Source organism: Burkholderia ubonensis (assembly GCF_902833085.1).
Classification (GTDB): Bacteria; Pseudomonadota; Gammaproteobacteria; order Burkholderiales; family Burkholderiaceae; genus Burkholderia; species Burkholderia ubonensis.
In genome coordinates this window covers 332,001-350,413 of sequence record NZ_CADFEB010000008.1, presented here as the reverse complement: position 1 = coordinate 350,413, position 18,413 = coordinate 332,001, and the positions used below count along the sequence as shown (strand labels likewise).

Annotated in this window: 15 protein-coding genes; 11 read left to right on the top strand and 4 right to left on the bottom strand. The window is 68.3% G+C overall.

Translation table 11 applies throughout. The annotated features are described in order from the left end of the window. The first annotated feature begins 15 nt into the window (after positions 1-15). Positions 16-924 carry a LysR family transcriptional regulator gene (locus HWX31_RS23740; RefSeq protein WP_174963887.1) on the top strand — a complete coding sequence of 303 codons (909 nt, stop codon included), beginning with the start codon at positions 16-18 and terminating at the stop codon, positions 922-924. 30 nt (positions 925-954) lie between these two features. Here HWX31_RS23740 and HWX31_RS23735 read toward each other — a convergent pair whose 3' ends face one another. Beyond that, positions 955-3,555, bottom strand: a complete 2,601-nt coding sequence (locus tag HWX31_RS23735) for an ATP-binding protein (protein ID WP_174963886.1) — start codon at positions 3,553-3,555, stop codon at positions 955-957. 407 nt (positions 3,556-3,962) lie between these two features. Here HWX31_RS23735 and HWX31_RS23730 point away from each other — a divergent pair, with 407 nt between their 5' ends. Beyond that, positions 3,963-4,598: an HD domain-containing protein gene (locus HWX31_RS23730; RefSeq protein ID WP_174963885.1), complete on the top strand. Its 636-nt coding sequence runs from the start codon at positions 3,963-3,965 to the stop codon at positions 4,596-4,598. 59 nt (positions 4,599-4,657) lie between these two features. On the opposite strand, the gene HWX31_RS23725 is transcribed toward HWX31_RS23730, so the two are convergent. After that, on the bottom strand, positions 4,658-5,083 hold the full coding sequence (locus HWX31_RS23725; RefSeq protein WP_174963884.1) for a DUF3331 domain-containing protein: 426 nt from the start codon (positions 5,081-5,083) through the stop codon (positions 4,658-4,660). Positions 5,084-5,492: 409 nt separating this feature from the next. Between HWX31_RS23725 and HWX31_RS23720 the strand changes: the two genes are divergently transcribed. Continuing rightward, positions 5,493-6,473: an alpha/beta fold hydrolase gene (locus HWX31_RS23720; RefSeq protein ID WP_174963883.1), complete on the top strand. Its 981-nt coding sequence runs from the start codon at positions 5,493-5,495 to the stop codon at positions 6,471-6,473. 127 nt (positions 6,474-6,600) lie between these two features. Here the strand turns inward: HWX31_RS23720 and HWX31_RS23715 are convergent, their stop codons facing one another. Further along, entirely contained in the window at positions 6,601-8,196 is a 1,596-nt protein-coding gene (locus HWX31_RS23715) for an ATP-binding protein (protein WP_174963882.1), read from the bottom strand. 324 nt (positions 8,197-8,520) lie between these two features. Here HWX31_RS23715 and HWX31_RS23710 point away from each other — a divergent pair, with 324 nt between their 5' ends. Both HWX31_RS23710 and HWX31_RS23705 read left to right on the top strand, forming a co-directional pair. Continuing rightward, positions 8,521-9,429 carry a helix-turn-helix domain-containing protein gene (locus HWX31_RS23710; protein ID WP_174963881.1) on the top strand — a complete coding sequence of 303 codons (909 nt, stop codon included), beginning with the start codon at positions 8,521-8,523 and terminating at the stop codon, positions 9,427-9,429. A 164-nt stretch (positions 9,430-9,593) separates the two neighbouring features. Further along, complete coding sequence (locus HWX31_RS23705; protein ID WP_059613784.1) at positions 9,594-10,280, top strand: YoaK family protein; 687 nt, start codon at positions 9,594-9,596, stop codon at positions 10,278-10,280. 139 nt (positions 10,281-10,419) lie between these two features. Here HWX31_RS23705 and HWX31_RS23700 read toward each other — a convergent pair whose 3' ends face one another. Next, a complete protein-coding gene (locus HWX31_RS23700) occupies positions 10,420-11,112 on the bottom strand; it encodes a hydrolase (RefSeq protein ID WP_059613782.1) in 693 nt (230 codons plus the stop codon). 263 nt (positions 11,113-11,375) lie between these two features. Here HWX31_RS23700 and HWX31_RS23695 point away from each other — a divergent pair, with 263 nt between their 5' ends. The 6 genes from HWX31_RS23695 (at position 11,376) to HWX31_RS23670 (ending at position 18,170) form a co-directional block, all read left to right on the top strand. Continuing rightward, on the top strand, positions 11,376-11,663 hold the full coding sequence (locus HWX31_RS23695) for a XapX domain-containing protein (protein WP_174963880.1): 288 nt from the start codon (positions 11,376-11,378) through the stop codon (positions 11,661-11,663). Further along, positions 11,660-13,540, top strand: coding sequence for an amidohydrolase (locus tag HWX31_RS23690; protein WP_174963879.1), 1,881 nt, complete (start codon positions 11,660-11,662; stop codon positions 13,538-13,540). Before HWX31_RS23695 ends, HWX31_RS23690 begins: the two co-directional genes overlap by 4 nt. Continuing rightward, positions 13,540-14,004 carry a DoxX family protein gene (locus HWX31_RS23685; protein ID WP_174963878.1) on the top strand — a complete coding sequence of 155 codons (465 nt, stop codon included), beginning with the start codon at positions 13,540-13,542 and terminating at the stop codon, positions 14,002-14,004. Before HWX31_RS23690 ends, HWX31_RS23685 begins: the two co-directional genes overlap by 1 nt. 54 nt (positions 14,005-14,058) lie before the next feature. Next, on the top strand, positions 14,059-14,970 hold the full coding sequence (locus tag HWX31_RS23680) for a VOC family protein (RefSeq protein ID WP_174963877.1): 912 nt from the start codon (positions 14,059-14,061) through the stop codon (positions 14,968-14,970). Positions 14,971-14,987: 17 nt separating this feature from the next. After that, positions 14,988-16,442: an alginate export family protein gene (locus HWX31_RS23675; protein ID WP_244143817.1), complete on the top strand. Its 1,455-nt coding sequence runs from the start codon at positions 14,988-14,990 to the stop codon at positions 16,440-16,442. Positions 16,443-17,027: 585 nt separating this feature from the next. Beyond that, complete coding sequence (locus HWX31_RS23670; RefSeq protein WP_174963876.1) at positions 17,028-18,170, top strand: trypsin-like serine peptidase; 1,143 nt, start codon at positions 17,028-17,030, stop codon at positions 18,168-18,170. The last annotated feature ends 243 nt before the right edge of the window (positions 18,171-18,413 follow it).

Here is an 18,413-nt window from a genome sequence, read left to right as displayed (position 1 = left end):
TATGGGAATCCCCTGATGAAGCTTTCCTTCGAGGCGCTCGAGGCACTGGATGCGATCGATCGCACCGGCACGTTCGCCGAAGCGGCCGAACTGCTGCACCGCGTGCCGTCGGCGCTCACCTATCTCGTCCAGAAGCTCGAAAGCGATCTTGGCGTCGTGCTGTTCGACCGCAGCGGCCGCCGCGCGAAGCTCACGCAAGCCGGCCGGGTGGTCGTCGACGAAGGCCGGCGGCTGCTGTTCGCCGCCGGCCAGCTCGAAATGAGGGCGCAGCGGATCCAGTCGGGATGGGAAGCCGAGCTGCGCATCTGCATCGACGAGATCATGCCGTTCGCGGCGCTGTGGCCCTATGTGCACGCATTCGACGAGCTGAACATGGACACGCGCCTGCGCCTGTCGACCGAAGTGCTCGGCGGCTCCTGGGACGCGCTGATCACCCGGCGCGCCGACCTGATCGTCGGCGCGCCGGGCGAGCCGCCGCCGCTCGCGAACATCGTCACGCGCCCGATCGGCGAAATGCGGCACGTGTTCGCGATCGCGCCGCACCATCCACTCGCGGCCGTGCCCGAGCCGCTGTCGATGGCGGACGTCGCGCGGCACCGGCGCATCGTCATCAGCGATACGTCGCGCGAACTGGCGCCGTGGTCGATCGACGTCGAGCCCGGCCAGCAGGTGCTCGCGGTGTCGAGCCTCGCCGCCAAGGTCGCCGCGCAATGCGAGGGCCTCGGCGTCGGCTCGCTGCCCGAGTGCGTCGCCGAGCGCGCGATCGCGGACGGCCGGCTGATCACCCGCAAGGTCAACGGGATGCGGGACGTCACGCAGTGCTTCCTCGCGTGGCGCGACGACGAGATCGGCCGCGCGCTCGGCTGGTGGATCGAGCAGTTCGACCGCCCGGACCTGATCGAGCGGTTCACCGAAAGCCTCTGACGAAAACGCTCGTCAAGTCTCATCAGGTGGTCAGCAACGTGCGGCCGCCGGACGCTCGATCCCGGCGAGCATCCCGCCGAGCCGTTCGAGCTCCGCGACGAACCAGCGTTCGCCCGTTTCGTCGCAGCGCTGCAAGGCCGCTTCGAGCGCGGCCTTCGCTTCGCCGGCGCGGCCGTCGGCCGCCAGGCAGCGTGCGTACTGCGCAAGCAGGAACGTCTGCACCGCGCCGTAGCCGGTGTCGGACAGCGCGTCGAGCGCGACGCGGAACCGCGGCGCCCACGCCGCGCCCGCGCCGGCCGCCGACTTCAGGTATTCGTCATAGCATTCGCAGCACGCGAGCCAGACCTTGAAGCCCGCGCGGCTCGCGCACGCGCGCAGCGCGGCGATGCCGCGCTCGGCGACGTCGAATGCGCCCGTGAGCAGCGCGACGGGGATCAGCCCCTCGGCCAGCACGGCGCCGATCACGGTGTCGGGCGCGTAGTCGCACGCGAGGTCGAACGCCTGCGTCGCGAGGCACAGCGCCTCGTCCGGCGCACCGAGCGCCCACTGCACGCGCGCGAACATCGCCTGCGCGACGATGCCTTGCTCGGGGTGCAGGCCGGCCGCATGCCAGCGCCGTTCGCCGTACGCGCACACACTCAGCATCTGCTGGAACCGGCGGTGCGCGGCCTCGTGCGCGCCTTCGTAGTGGAGCGCGGTCGCCTCGGCGTGCAGCGCGAGCATCTGCGCCGGCGCATGGTCGAGCGTCTGCGCACGCGCGCGCAGGCGGCGCGCCCATCGCAACGCGTCGCGCGCGTGGCCGGCCTGCTGGCTGGCGTTCCACCGGCCCCACAGCGCGCGCAGCTCGTATTCGGCGTCCCCCGCCGCGACGGCCAGCGCGTGCACCTCCGACCACGCCGCCTGCACCGCCTGCGTCGGGCCCGCCGTATAAGCGAGCGCCAGCGCGAACGCGGCGAGCAGCGGCATCCGCGTGGCGTCGGACACCGGCGCGATGTCCGGGTCGCGCGTCGCGTCGAGCGCGACGCGGGCCCGCTCGCAGCATTCGTCGACGAGCGCCAGGTCGAACAGGCACGGCACCGCCACCGCCGCGAGCGCGATGCCGACCGCCTTGTCGCCGACCGGCGAGAACGCCCAGTCGAGCGCGGCGCGCAGGTTGCCGAGCTCGTGCCGCACCGCGTCGAGCCAGGCGGCCGACCGCGCGTCGAAGCGCCCGACCGGCGCCTGCGCGAACAGCGCCTGGAAAAACCGCGCATGCGCGAGCGCCGCCGCCTTGCATTCGCCGTTGTTCTCGAGCTGCTGCAGCGCGTACGCGCGCGTCGTCGCGAGCAGCCGGTAGCGCGGCGCGCCGTGCGCGTCCTCGCGGATCAGCAGCGATTTCGAGACGAGGCCGGCGATCGCGTCGAGGATGTCCGGCTCCGACAGCCCCTTCCCTTCGACGACGTCCTCGACCGCCTCGAGCGAGAAGCTGTCGCGGAACACGCCGAGCCAGCGCAGCAGCATGCGCTCGTGGTCGCCGAGCAGGCGGTAGCTCCAGTCGTACATCGCCTGCAGCGTCTGGTGGCGCGGCAGCGCGGTGCGAAAGCCGCCCGTCAGCAGCCGGAAATGGTCGTCGAGATGGGTGGCCAACACTTCGACGCCCAGCAGCGCCGCGCGGGCCGCGGCAAGCTCGATCGCGAGCGGCAGGCCGTCGAGGCGCCGGCAGATCGCCGCGATCAACAGCAGGCTGCGCGGGTCCAGCGGAAAGCCCTGATCCGCCGAGCGCGCGCGGGCGACGAACAGCTGCACCGCGCTCGTCGCCAGGATCGCATCGCCGCAGTCGTCGTCGCCGGGCACGTTCAGCGGCGGCACCGGACGCAGCCACTCGCCGCGGATGCGCAGCGCCTCGCGGCTGGTCGCGAGAATGCGGAGGTCCGGGTGCGCGTCCGCGAGCGCGCCGGCGACCTGCGCGACGGCATCGATCACGTGCTCGCAGTTGTCGAACACGAGCAGCATCCGGCGCTCCGCCAGATGCGCGGCGACGGTTTCGAGCGTGGCCGAGCCGGTCGGCTCCGCGATGCCGAGCGCGGCCGCGATCGCATCGGGCACGAAGCGCGGGTCCGACACCGCCGCCAGCGGCACGAACGCGACGCCGTGGGCGAAGCGCGCGGCGACCTGCTGCGCCACCTCGACCGCGACGCGGGTCTTGCCGATGCCGCCCGCGCCGACCAGCGTCACGACGCGCGCGGCATCGAGCGCGGCGATCACTTCGGCGATCGTCCGCTCGCGGCCGATCAGCGCGGACGCCGTGGCGGCGAGCCACAACGTCGGCGGCGCCTCGTCCCGAGCAACCGGCGCGTCGTCGTGGCGACGGACCGCGAGCCGGTAGCCGCGCCCCGGCACGGTCACGATCAGGTCGCGGTGGTCGGCGAGCGCCTTGCGCAACGCGGCGATGTGCACCTGCAGGTTGTTTTCCTCGACCACGGTGCGCGGCCAGACGCGCTGCATGATCTCGTCTTTCGATACCAGCGCGCCATTCGCCCGGATCAGCAATTCGAGAATGTCGAACGCGCGACTGCCGATGCGTACCGGCTGGCCGTTCGCTTGAATTTCACGTTTATCGAGAAAGACTTGAAGTGGTCCAATGCGGATCATGGCGATTCGGTCTTTCCGGAGATGAGTCAATGGCGGCCGGCCCGATGTGCCGCCGCTCAGGACGTCCATGCTACGTCGTTTGCGCTTCCCGAAGCTTTAAATATTCAGAATAATCTAGTCGAATTTTTTGAAGTAAGCGTGCTTTTTTTATTCAGGTGAATTGTCCGGCCGTCCACTATTCGAAATTTGAATGAAAATTCTTGCCGGCATGGCGCTGCAGGCTTCATAAAAATTCAGGTTCGGCTCAGGACTTTCGGCGACCGGCCGGGCAGACTGCCTGCCAGCTTCGGCGCACCGGCGCGCCCGCGTCATCGCGCGCCGGCGGCAATCCTTCACCGACCTCGGACCATGCCCGCCCACATGAACGACGCACCGACCGCCCCGTTCGCACGATGAGGCCACCGACGATGGGCCAGAGCGTCGCCGGCATCCGGATTCCCGACAGCGCGCTCGCGCGGGCCGCGGCAGCGGCCGCGCAGGAGCCGGCGCTGCTGTACCGGCACGCGATGCGGGTCTTCCTGTTCGCGTCCCTCATCGGCCGGCGTCGCGCGCTGGCGTTCGACGCCGACCTGCTGTACGTCGCCGCGCTGTTTCACGACATCGGCCTGACCCGGCGCTACCGGGATTCGCGCCACCGGTTCGAGGTGGACAGCGCGAACGCCGCGCAAGCGTTCCTCGACGGGCATGGGGTGCCGGCGGCCGAGACCGCCGAGACCTGGCGCGCAATTGCGCTGCATACGTCATTCGGCATCCATCCGCACATGGCGCCGCTGACGGCGCTGCTCGGCGCGGGCGTCGAAACCGACCTGTTCGGCGCGCACTTCGACGAAGTGACCCGCGCCGAACGCGATGCCGTGCTGCATGCATGGCCCCGCGGCGCCGGCTTCAAGGAGCTGATCCTCGAAGCGCTCGCCGAGGGCATCGCGCAGCGCGCGGCAACGACGTTCGGCAGCGTCTGCGCCGACGTGCTGGAACGCCACGACCCGAACTATCGCCGCATGAACTTCTGCGGCCGGGTGCTCGGGTCGAACTGGAAAGACTAGCGGAGCGGATTGGATTACACGAGGTCGTCGGCGCGCGTTGCGGGTTGAAGGCTGCGCCGTCAGCGACGGGCCAACCGGGCGATGAGACTGTCGAGCTCCGTCGCGAGGATCATGTCCGCGCAGTTCGCCGGCCGCTTCGCGCCGCGCCACTGCGGCTTGTAGACCGCGTCGCCGATCCGGATCCCCTTCCCGCTCAGCGCGCAGCTGCTGCTGATCCGCGATTTCGCGCTGATCCAGCGCTGCTCGTCGTAGCGGAACCGCGTCGGGTCGCTCCACGACAGCAGCACGGACGAGCCGGTCTGCCGCTCGGCCGCGACGACCGCGGCGCGGCGGCGCGCGTCGCCGCTGGACGGCACCGGCGCGACGTTGCGGTGGCGGCGGCCCGCACCGTTCGCGTCGAGGAACGATGCCGGCAGCGCGCGGCCGGCATCGTCGGATGGGTCGAGCAGCGTGATCATCCGTGCCCAACGGCTGAATTCGTTCATGGCGGCGTGTCCTTGGAAATGGCGCAGCCCCCCGTTCGCATCGCTGTCCGGCACCGACAGCGCGGCGGGGGGCCGGCACGGGATCGACGATAACCGCTGCGCGATGAATAGTCCTTTAGCGAATCTGAATCGTTCTGGTGCGCACTTCCGGCACTTCCGGCACTTCCCGCACCACCGGCAGGAATCCGAATCATTCCTCTAATCCGGAACACGCCCCGTTCACGAAAATTCAGATCGCTTCAGTACGCGCCAAGGGGCTCGCGTGTAGGCTCCCCGCTGTGTTCGTATCCGTCGCGACCGCATCGCGACGGCGGGCGCTTGCCGGTTGTCGGGCGAAGTCGCCACGCACCGATCACCTTCATCATCCGTTTCATGCGGTGTCGTTCCACCGCACGCTCAAGGAGACCCAATGCGTTCCACGCAAACCGACGCCGTCGAATCGACCCGGCGCCGCGAGATGCTGTTTGCCGGCGCGACGGCCGTCGCCGCCGCCGCGCTGCCCACGGCGGCAAACGCCGCCGGCACGCCGAAACAGGCCGCCACTTCTGCCCATCACGGAGCTCATGCCATGAACACCATCACGACGAAAGACGGCACCCAGATCTACTACAAGGACTGGGGCGCCGGCCGCCCGGTCGTCTTCTCGCACGGCTGGCCGCTGTGCGCCGACGCATGGGACGCGCAGATGCTGTTCCTGCTGCAGCACGGCTATCGCGTGATCGCGCACGACCGCCGCGGCCACGGTCGCTCGGGCCAGCCGTCGCAAGGCAACGACATGGACACCTACGCCGACGACCTCGCGGCGCTGCTCGACGCGCTCGACCTGCGCGAAGCCACGCTCGTCGGCCATTCGACGGGCGGCGGCGAAGTCGCGCACTACATCGGCCGCCACGGCACGCGGCGCGTCGCGAAGGCGGTGCTGATCGGCGCGGTGCCGCCGATCATGGCGAAGACGGCCGCCTATCCGGGCGGCCTGCCGATCGACGTGTTCGACGGCATCCGCAAGAACGTCGCCGCAAACCGTTCGCAGTTCTACAAAGATCTCGCGGTGCCGTTCTTCGGCTTCAACCGGCCGAACGCGAAGCCTTCCCAGGGCACGATCGACGCGTTCTGGGCGCAGGGGATGATGGGCGGCATCCACGGCCAGTATCAGTGCATCCGGGAATTCTCCGAAGTCGACTACACCGAGGACCTGAAGAAGTTCGACGTGCCGACGCTGATCCTGCACGGCGACGACGACCAGATCGTGCCGATCGACAATTCGGCGCGCCTGTCTGCGAAGCTCGTGAAGCAAGCGCAGCTCAAGGTGATCCCGGGCGGCTCGCACGGGATGTGCGTCGTCGAAGCCGACAAGATCAACGCCGAGCTGCTCGCGTTCCTGAAGGCGTAACGCGCCGCGCGCCGGCGTGGCGCCGCGCGCCATGCCGGCGCGCATGCTCGACACGCCGGTCGCGAGCACAACCGCGGCGTCGGCTTCGCGTCCGGCCGGCACGAGAACCTGATGGCCCGCGCCGCGATCACCGTCGAGGCGTCGGCCGCGCGCACGACCGGGCACGTGACGCGCCACCGTGCAGGTGCGCGCCGCATACGCTCGTGCGCGATGAAGCCGGCGCGGCTTCCGGTGCCGGCCCGGCACCGGCCGGCTGTGCGTGTTCGCCGCCTTCCTCCGGCTGCGACGCCGGGCCCGGCCCGGCAGGCACGAGCGCCGCCGTCACGCCCCATTGCTCGCGCTCATGGCGCGCATGGCACGCGGCGACGCGTTCGAATTCCCCCGCGTCGCGCAGCTTCTCCAGCGCGTATGCGCGGGCCGTTTCGGTCAGCCGGTACTGCGCGCGAGCGCCCCGAAACTCGACACTCAACAGCGACTTCGCAACGAGCTCGCCGAGCCCGCAGATCGTCTCGCCGAGCGGCATGCCGGGCGCCGTCGCCACGGCGCGCACGTCATCGAACGTGAACGGGCCGATGAAGCAGCCGAGCCGCCGAAACAGCGCACGCGCGGCGGGATTCAGCAGCGCATGGCTCCAGTCGAGCGTCGCCCGCAGCGCCTGGTGGCGCGGCGGCGCGGAACGCAAGCCGCCGGTCAGCAGGTTCAGGCGATCGTCGAGGCGCGACGCGACCCCTTCGATGCCGAGCGTCGCGACGCGCGCGGCCGCGAGTTCGATCGCCAGCGGCAGCCCCTCGAGGCGCCGGCAGATGTCTGCGGCCAGCCGGATGCCGCCTTCGTCCACCTCGCGGCCGGCGGTCGTCGCGCGAACGCGGCAGAGAAACAGCTGGACGGCGGCGCAACCGGCGATCGCGTCGGCGCACGCGTCGCGGTCGGGCACCGCGAGCGGCGCGAGGCGCATCACGCACTCGGCCGGGACATGCAGCGGCTCGCGGCTGGTCACGAGCATGCGCAGCGTATCGGTGCGCGCCGCGAGCGTCTCCACGAGCCACGCGACCACGTCGACGACGTGCTCGGCGTTGTCCAGCACCAGCAGGCAGCGCGCGGCGGCGACCGCGCCGGCGATCGCGTCGATGCCGGGCACGCCGTCCGCCGGCACGCCAAGCGCGGCCGCGAGCACGCGCAATACGTCATCGCGCGTCGCTGCGCACGCGAGCTCGACCCAATGCACGGCGCACCGGGCGCGGCTGCACATGTCGTGCGCGACCTGCGCGGCGACGCTCGTCTTGCCGATGCCGCCGGCGCCGACCAGCGTGACGACCGGCATCCGGTCGAGCATGTCGATGATCTGCCCGATTTCGGCCTGCCGCCCGATCAGCGGCGCCGACCGCAAAGGCGGGCCGTCGCCGGGCGTTGACGCGTCCTGCGGCCGCGGGTCCGGCGAGCCGGCGACCAGCAGGTAGCCCCGGCCCGGTACGGTCTTGATCAGGTTCCGGCTCTCGCCGAGCAGCTTGCGCAGCGCAGCAACGTGCACCTGGAGCAGGTTCTCCTCGATGATCGCGCCGGGCCAGACGGCGTCCATGATGTCGTCCTTCGACACGACGGAACCGTTCGCGCGATGCAGCACCTCGAGAATCTCGAACGCGCGTGCGCCGATGCGCAGCGGCACGCCATGCCGGCGCAGGTCCCGCTGCTCGAAATCCACCGACAACGTCCCGATCCGGACCATGGCTGCCCCCTGCGACTTCTTGATGACGACCCGGCGAACGCGGCAACGCCGGGCCGGGAATCGGCGCGGCGCGCCCCCTTCTGCACAAACCTGACGCCGAACGCCCATCGCGCGATCCGAGTGTAAGCAGGCTCGAACGGCATGTCTTGAAGGAAAATGCGCAGCCCGCGCGTGGGCCGCGCGGTCGCGAATTGCACAAATCGGCGCCTGCGCGCCCGATAGCCAGCGCACTTTCGTTCAAATAGACTTGGGCCAGTCACGCGTCCCGTATAAACTAGCGACCGATTTTTTCGCGCGTCGCGCGCCTTTCAAGGATACTGCGTCATGTCCCGTGCCCTCATCGCGCCCCCTGCGCCGCCGTCGAAGGACACGCTCGGCTGCGTGTCGGGCCTGCTGTCCAAGGATGTCGAACGCGCCGCGGACGGCATGACGTTTCATCGCAAGTGCATGCCGGGCGAGCAATTCGAGCGCATCGTGATGCCGGCCTGCGACCGCGGCTTCCTGATCGGCATTTCGCTGCAGGACGGCCATCGTCGCGCGCTGTATCGGGGTGCGCGGCGAGTCGAGCGGGCGTTCCAGCACCACTCGATCTACATTCGGGATTTCTCCGAGCAATTCCGGGCGGATCTGTACGGCAATTTCGACTTCGTGCTCGTGGAAGTGTCGCGCGCCTGTCTCGACCGGCTCGGCGAGGAACACGGCGGCGCGCTGATCGCCGGCCTGACCTGCGCGGCCGATCAGTGCGACCCCGTGCTCGGCCATCTCGCGCACGCGGTCGCCGACAGCCTCGACACGCCGGGCGAGCTGACCACGCTGTTCGTCGAGCAGATCGGGCTCGCTATCGGCACCCACCTCACGCGGCGCTACGGCAATGCAGCCACGGACGACCTCCACCGCAAGGGCACGCTGTCGCCCGCGACGGCGGCGCGCGCGAAGGAACTCCTGATGGAAAAGGCGAACCTGGGCGTATCGCTCGCGGAAGTCGCGCAAGCGTGCGACCTGTCGCGCGGCTATTTCATCCGCGCATTCTCGCGGACCACCGGCCGCACGCCGCACCAGTGGCTGCTCGAGCAGCGCGTGACGCAGGCGCGGCGGCTGATCGAGACGACCGGCATGACGCTCGCGGAAATCGCCGCGGCCTGCGGATTCGCGGACCAGAGCCACCTGAGCCGCGTGTTCGCGAAGGTCGTCGGCCATGCGCCCGGCGCGTGGCGGCGCGGCGCCGGCCGCTGAGCGCGCGCATCGCGGGCTCGCGCAGCATTCAGAACAATTCATGTGACCGCGTCCGCCGGTTCGCCTATCCTCGACGAGCGCCCGCGTGCCCGCCCGGGCACCCTCACCCACCATGCGCGGCACGTCGTTCCGCGCACATGAACCGCTGAAGTCCAGGATTGAACATGACCGACAACAAACTGCCCGTGCTGCTCAGTTTCAACGGCGGCTTCGTCGACACGGCCGGCTTTCTCGCGCTGCAAGGCCTCTTCACCGCGCACGTGACCGGCAACTTCGTCACGCTCGGCGCCACGCTCGTGTCCGGCACGTCCGGCGCGATCGCGAAGCTCGCGGCACTGCCCGTGTTCTGCATCGCGATCGTGCTGGCGACCGTCTGCGCGAACCGGCTGAACGCGCGCGGCGCCAACGCGCTGCGCGTGATGCTGTTCGCGCAGGCCGCGCTGCTGGCGAGCGGCGCAGCGCTCGCGGTGGGCGTCGGGCCGTTCCCCGACAGCGATGCGCTGCCCGCGCTCGCGACCGGCATGACGCTCGTCGTCGCGATGGCCGTGCAGAACGCGCTGCACCGCCTGCACCTGTCCGACGCGCCGCCGACCACGCTGATGACGGGCACCGTCACGCAGATCATGATCTCGCTCGGCGAGCGCATCGGCTCGCGCGCGCCGCGCAAGCCGGGCGACGATGCGCGGCTGCGCCGGATGACGGTCAGCGTCGCCGCGTTCGCCGCGGGCTGCGGCGCGGCGGCAGGCCTCTATCTGGCCGCCGGCCTGTGGTGCCTGTTCCTGCCGCCGCTGCTCGTGATGATCGGGTGGGCCGGTGCGCGACGCGCCGCACCCGAGGCGGCCGCGCACTGATCCTGCCCCGCGCGCGGGCGGCTCGCCGGCCGCGCGCGCATCGATGAAAAAAAAGCTGCCGCGTCATCGACGCGGCAGCTTCGTTACCTCTGTATCGCTTTTGCACGTCGGGCCGGCATGCCGGCGCGACGTGCGGGCATCACTTCACGTTCGCGGGAACCGCCGCGAGAATCTCGTGGGCGTTCGCCGTGCGCTGCTTCGTCTTGTGCACCATCGTGTACGCATAGTCGACGCCGATGCCGTACGCGCCCGAATGCTCCTTCGCGATCGCCATCACCGCGTCATACGTGCCGCGGTGCGCCCAGTCGCGCTGCCACTCGAGCATCACCTGCTGCCAGGTCACCGGCACGACGCCGGCCTGGATCATGCGCTGCATCGCGTAGTCGTGTGCTTCCTTCGTCGTGCCGCCCGACGCGTCGGCCACCATGTAGATTTCGTAGCCGCCTTCCAGCATTGCGCACAGCGCGAACGTGTTGTTGCACACCTCGGTCCACAGGCCCGACACGACCACCTTCTTGCGGCCGTTCTTCGCGAGCGCGTCGCGCACCTTCTGGTCGTCCCACGAGTTCATCGAGGTCCGCTCGAGCAGCGGATGATCCGGGAACACGTCGAGCAGTTCCGGATACGTATAGCCCGAGAAGCTCTCGGTCTCGACGGTCGTGATGATCGTCGGGATGTCGAAGGTCTTCGCGGCCTTCGCCAGCGCGACCACGTTGTTCTTCAGCACTTGCCTATCGATCGATTGAACGCCGAACGCCATCTGCGGCTGCTGATCGATGAAGATCATCTGGCAGTTGTCCGGGGTGAGAACTTCGAGTTTCGGGTTGCTCATGGTTGCTTCATCCTCTCAATCTTCAAAAACGTCAGGGGGATGCAGGCTTGCGCCGCATCAACGATGCCGATCCCTTCGGCGTCATTTCCATGCTAGCAACGTCCCGCTTAAATATCCTTAAACCTCCTTAATTCATCCTCAATGCGCGGCGCAACGGCGTCTTGCCTGCCTACAATGCGTTCGTCGCGGCGCTTGCCGCACGCGATTGTCAGGCGCGCGCTGCACGCGGCCATCCCATCGACCTACCGCCAAAGGACCCGCTGATGAAGATCTATGTCCTGTCGTTGCTCGCCGGCGTGCTCGTCGGCGTGATCTACAGCCTGCTGCACGTGCGCTCGCCCGCGCCGCCGCTCGTCGCGCTGGTCGGCCTGCTCGGCATCCTCGCCGGCGAGCAGATCGTGCCGGTCGCGAAGCAGATGCTGTCGGGCACCGCGTTCCACGCGGCATGGCGCGATTCGAAGTGCAATCAGCACATGTTCGGCGCATTGCCGGGCCGCAACGCGAACCAGGCCACCCAGGTTGCCAGCCAATCCACGGAGAACCGTTCATGAACACCTCAAGCGCGAAATCGCCCGATCTCATCCTCCGCAACGGGCGCTTCACGACCTTGAACCCGTCGCGCCCGACCGCGAGCGCGGTCGCGATCACCGACGGCGTCTTCACGGCCGTCGGCGAGGACCAAGAAGTGATGGCGCTCGCGGCGGGCCGCACGGAAGTCGTCGACCTCGGCGGCCGCGCGGCGCTGCCCGGCCTCATCGACAATCACCTGCACATCATTCGCGGCGGGCTCAACTTCAACATGGAGCTGCGCTGGGACGGCGTGCGCTCGCTCGCGACCGCGATGGAGATGCTCAGGCAGCAGGTGGCGATCACGCCGCCGCCGCAATGGGTGCGCGTCGTCGGCGGCTTCACCGAGCACCAGTTCGCCGAGAAGCGGCTGCCGACCCTGGACGAACTGAATGCGGTCGCGCCCGATACGCCGGTCTTCATCCTGCACCTGTACGACCGCGCGATGCTCAATGCCGCCGCACTGCGCGTCGTCGGCTACACGAAGGACACGCCCGAGCCCCCGGGCGGCCAAATCATGCGGGACGGCAACGGCAATCCGACCGGCCTGCTGCTCGCGAAGCCGAACGCCGCGATCCTGTACGCGACCCTCGCGAAAGGCCCGAAGCTGCCGCTCGAATACCAGGTCAACTCGACGCGCCACTTCATGCGCGAGCTGAACCGCCTCGGCGTGACCGGCGCGATCGACGCGGGCGGCGGCTTCCAGAATTATCCGGAGGACTACGAAGTCATCCAGCAGCTCTCCGACGCGAAGCAGCTGACGATCCGCCTCGCGTACAACCTGTTCACGCAGAAGCCCAAGCAGGAGAAGGACGATTTCCTGAACTGGACGAAGACGTCGCGCTACAAGCAGGGCGACGACTACTTCCGCCACAACGGCGCGGGCGAGATGCTCGCGTTCTCCGCCGCCGACTTCGAGGACTTCCGCCAGCCGCGCCCGGACATGGCGCCGGAGATGGAGTCCGATCTCGAGGACGTGGTGCGGATTCTCGCGCAGAACCGCTGGCCGTGGCGCATGCACGCGACCTACGACGAGACGATCAGCCGCGCGCTCGACGTGTTCGAGAAGGTGAACCGCGACACGCCGCTCGCGGGGCTCAACTGGTTCTTCGATCACGCGGAGACGATTTCGGAGCGCTCGATGGATCGCATCGCGGCGCTCGGCGGCGGCGTCGCGGTGCAGCACCGGATGGCCTACCAGGGCGAGTATTTCGTCGAGCGCTACGGCGCGAAGGCCGGCGAGGCGACGCCGCCCGTCGCGCGGATGCTGTCGAAGGGGCTGAAGGTGTCCGCGGGCACCGACGCGACGCGCGTCGCGAGCTACAACCCGTGGGTGTCGCTGTCGTGGCTCGTCACCGGGCGCACAGTCGGCGGCCTGCGCCTGTATCCGCAGGCGAACTGTCTCGACCGCGAAACGGCGCTGCGGATGTGGACCGAGAACGTCACGTGGTTCTCGAACGAGGAAGGCAAGAAAGGCCGCATCGAAGTCGGCCAGCTCGCCGACGTGATCGTGCCGGACCGCGACTTCTTCGCGTGCGCCGAGGCCGACATCGCCGACACGACGTCGCTGCTGACCGTGGTCGGCGGCAAGGTCGTCTACGCGGCGGGCCCGTTCTCCGATCGCGATGCGCCGCTGCCGCCCGCGATGCCCGACTGGTCGCCCGTGCGCGCGTTCGGCGGCTATGCGGGCTGGGGCGCGGAAGGCCGGCCGCTGCAGCAGGCCGCCGCGCAACTGTGCGGCTGCGCGAGCGCGTGCGGCGTGCACGGCCACGCGCATGCGCGCGCGTGGTCGAGCGACGTACCGGCCTCCGACCTGAAATCGTTCTGGGGCGCACTCGGCTGCGCGTGCTGGGCCGTTTGATGAACGGCGCCATCCGCCGGATCGACGCACGCGCGGCCGCGCTGCTGCGGCCGCTCGCGCACAGCCGCGTCGTGCGCCGGCTGGCCCTGCTCGGCCTGTGCAGCGCGTATCTGCAAGGCGGCCTGCACAAGGCCGGCGATTTCGGCGCGGCCGTCGCCGAGATGCGGCACTTCGGCGTCGAGCCGGCCGCGCCGGTCGCCGCGCTCGTGATCGCGGTCGAGCTGATCGCGCCGCTGCTGATTCTCACCGGCGTGCTGCGCTGGCTCGGCGCCGGCGTGCTCGCGGGCTTCACGCTGTTCGCCGCGTACGTCGCGAACGCGTTCTGGCACGCACCGCCCGATGCCCGCTTCGGGCTCACCGCTGCGTTTCTCGAACACGTCGGCCTCGCGTGCGCGTTCGTGCTGCTCGCGCTTCACGACCTGCGTGAGCGCGGCGCAGACGATCGCGCCACCGGCTCCCGATAGCGGGCTCACCCCATATCTCCAACCGTCATGTCAAACCAAGCAAAGAAACCCGTCATGAAACTCAACGCGCTTCTCCTGTCCGCGGCACTCGGCCTGGCCGTTTCGATCGGCGCGACCGGCACGTCGTACGCCGCCCAGCCGCCCGTCGCGGCGCAAACCGTCGCGGTCGCGCCGCAGTACGACACGACCCACGTGTACGTCGCCCCCGAAGACGTCGACCGCTTCGTCGCGAGCTTCCTCGCGACCTTCGGCGGCAAGAGCACGCCTCAGGTCGTCGCGACGGTCACGCCGACGCCGAGCTCGACCACGTCGCAACTGCTGCAGACGCCGGTCGGCACGGTCTCGCTGTTCGGTTTCAAGACGCCCGTGCCCTACCCGTTCGGCGCGGAACGCACCGGCTACCTCGTGAGCGACATGGACCGCGCGATCCGCGATGCGCGCGCGGCCGGCGCGAGCGTGCTGGTCGAGACGTTCCCGGATCCGATCGGCCGCGACGCGGTGATCCAGTGGCCGGGCGGCGTCAACATGCAGCTCTACATCCATACGACGACGCCGAACTACGCGCCGTTCGAGCGCGTGCCGGAGAACCGCGTCTACGTGCCGCGCGACGTCGCGAACGCGCTGATCCGCGGGTTCGTGCGCTTCTCGCACGGCAAGGTGGTGTCCGACGTCGCGCGGGCGCCCGGCGTCGAGATCGGCCGGCCCGACGATCACTATCGCCGGGTCCGGATCGAATCGCCGTTCGGCAAGATGGTCGTCCTCGTGACGGACGGCCAGCTGCCCTATCCGTACGGCCGCGACACCACCGGCTACGAGGTCGCCAGCCTCGCGCAAACGCTCGACAAGGCCAAGGCCGCGGGCGTGACCGTGCTCGTGCCGCCGTATTCGGCCGACGGGCGCGACGCCGCGATCGTGCAGTTCCCCGGCGGCTACGTCGCCGAGATTCATCAGGTGACGCAGCCGTGATGCGCGCAGCCGACGCCGTGTTTCGACCGCCTCGCGCATCGGCCGGCGTCTGCGCCGCGCTGCTCGGCGTACCCTTGCTCGCGGCGCTGGCGCTCTCGCCGACGCCGGCCGCCGCGCAGGAAACCGACGCGCCGATCGTGCCGGACGCGCTGCCGACGCAGCGCCCCGCGATCATGACGAACCGCTGGCAGGAACGCTGGTATGCGCTCGCGAATCCGGCGTTGCGCACCGAGCCGCTCGACAGCCTCAAGTACATCCCGTTGTCGTCGACCGACCCGTACAGCTACGTGTCGCTGGGCGCGAGCCTGCGCGAGCGGTTCGAATCGAGCGACGCGGGCAATTTCGGCGTCGGGCATACGGCGGGCGATTCGTACCTGATCCAGCGCTTTCACTTCAACGTCGACGTGCACCTCAACCGGCACGTCGAGCTGTACACCGAGTTCGAGGACGCGCGCGCGTTCGGCAAGAACACCGTGACGCCCACCGACAAGAACCCGCTCGACCTGCGGCTCGCGTTCGTGTCGTTCGTGCAGCCGTTCGATGCCGGCACGCTCAAGTTCCGTGTCGGGCGGCAGGATTTCCTGTTCGACTTGCAGCGCTTCGTGTCGTCGCGCGACGGCCCGAACGTGCGTCAATCGTTCGACGCGGTCTGGGCGAACTGGGTGAGCGGCCCGTGGCGCGTGATCGGCTTCGTCAGCCAGCCGGTCCAGTATCGCGACGACAAGGCGTTCGACGACACGTCGAACCCGCACATGCGCTTCCATACGATCCGGATCGAGCGCCAGGTGCTCGGCAAGAACGAGCTGTCCGCGTACTACTCGCTGTACGAGCGCGACAATGCCCGCTACATCGGCGCGCGCGGCAACGAACGCCGCAACGTGTTCGACGCGCGCTTCGCGGGCGCGGCCAACGGCATCGACTGGGATCTCGAGGCGATGGGGCAGACCGGCCGCGTCGGCCCCGCGGACGTGCGCGCGTGGGCGGCGGGCTCGCGCTTCGGCTACACGTTCGCGAAGACCGCGTGGACGCCCCGCATCGGGCTGCAGATCGACGCGGCGTCCGGCGACCGGCATCCGGGCGACGGCACGCTCGGCACGTTCAATCCGCTGTTTCCGAACGGCTACTATTTCACGCTCGCCGGCTTCACCGGCTATTCGAACCTGATTCACGTGAAGCCGTCGATCACGGTCAAGCCGATGCCGAAGCTCACGCTGCTCGGCGCGCTGGCGCTCCAGTGGCGTGCGACGACGGACGACGCGATCTACACGCAGCCGGTCAACCCGGTCGCGGGCACGGCCGGACGCGGCACGCGCTGGACCGGCGCGTATGCGCAGGTGCGCGCGGACTACACGTTCAACAGCCACCTGACGGGGGCCGTCGAAGGCGTGTACTACGCCGTGGGCGACACGATCCGGGCCGCGGGCGGCCACAACAGCGAGTACCTGGGCGTCGAGCTGAAGTTCGGGTGGTGAGCGCGGCGTGCCGTCCTTGCCGGGTCATTCGCTCGGCAAGCGGCAAGCGGCAACCGCGCAATCTCCAGCTCGGCTCCCTCGACGCGCCGGCCAATCAAACAATAAGCATCATCATCGATAAAATTAAAACAAAATCACGAAACCTCAACAATAATCACCATTAAAAACGAGACACACAACCACAACAAAATGCAATCGACCGCAACAAATCAATCATACATTTAAATCCCTTCAATCCATAAAATCTGCCATAGAATCCATTCAACGCAACTTAAGCAAAATAAAGCGGGGATTCAAATTAAAAATTTACTCCAATAATTCACCCGCAACGTTTCGAGCGCACGGCAACACATCACAAAAAATCCGTCACTCGAAAACCAATAACGCCGAGCCGACAGTAATTTTCATCTTTTTGCGACCCACGTTCGTCGCATCACAAAACGGGGTGCATTCCAAATTCCCACGGAACGACACCTCGACGGCGTCGAGCATCAGTCTTGCTCACACATTGAGCACCGCCTTTAAATTTCGACCAATGGTCGCCCTCACGCAAAGCGCCGGATTGCAAGATCGCAGGAGATCGACATGAACAGGACCGGGCATCAACTCATTTTGATAGCATCAATTTCATTAATTTCGACGAGCCCTCACGCGCAGCAAATAAGAATCCAAGGAAATATCACGCAGATCACCATGCCGGAACAGAAACTCCAGAGGGCTACGATCGATTTCAAGAATGCGCTGCCGATGCCGCTGCCGAGGCCGAGTGTCGCGCCCGCCTCATCGACCGATTCGATGCTGTACGGGCCACCGCGCTTTCCCGGGAATCCGGGCGTCGAACGCGGCGGCACCGGAGACGGCAAGCTGCGGCCAGTGCGGCTCGCCCCCGCCGTCGAATCGAGTCAGCCTGGCGTGGAGCCACAGGAATTCGGCACGTCGAATCAACCGTTCACGACGAACCGGGTCAATGCCAACGGAGACAATACCCAGTACTACTACCCGTTTCGGGCCGCCGGGAAACTGTTCTTCAATATCGGCACGGCAACCTACGTGTGCTCCGCCTCGCTGATCAAGCCGGGAGTCGTCGTCACGGCCGCGCATTGCGTCGCGAATTTCGGTCAGCAGCAGTTCTACTCGAACTGGGTGTTCACGCCTGCGTATAGCAATGGAACGGCGCCCTATGGTGCATGGAACGTGGCGTCCGCGACCGTCATGACGTCGTACTTGAACGGCACGGACCCATGTGCCCAGGCGGGCGTCATTTGCCAGGACGATGTGGCCGTGCTGGTCCTGATCCCGCAAGGAGGCTCGTATGCGGGAAACAGTGCCGGCTGGTTCGGCTACGGCTGGAACGGCTACGGCTTTACGCCATCCGGAACGACGCTGATCAACCAGCTCGGCTACCCGGTTGCGCTTGACGGCGGCGGCCTCATGCAGCGCAACGACTCTCAAGGATTCGTCGCCTCCGGCTCGTCGAACAATACGATCATCGGTTCGTTGATGACCGGCGGTTCGAGCGGCGGGCCGTGGCACGTCAATCTTGGCATCGCACCGGTACTCAACGGCACGAGCTTCGGCAGTGCGTCCGCTCGCAACACCGTGGTCGGCGTGACGAGTTGGGGATATACCGATCCGGCGATCAAACAACAAGGCGCGTCGCCGTTTACGAGCGGCAACATCGTGCCCCTGGTGAATAGCGCGTGCACCAGCTCGCCGGCTGCCTGTTGAATGCCGTCGTCAATCGAGCGACACGGCGGGCAGGCCCGCACCCGTCCTGCATGGGTCGCGGGCTCGCCTGCCGCCCGGCAATTCCTCGACTGACTGATCGAGGAAGCCGAGCAGACGGGACGCGATATCGCAGCGTCGTTCGGCAAGCCCGACCGGCGAAATCTACGCCGGCGCCGGCGCAATGCCGCGAGTGATGCGAATCGCTTCACTACCCGCCCCTGATCGCGCAGGCGTCCGAAGCCG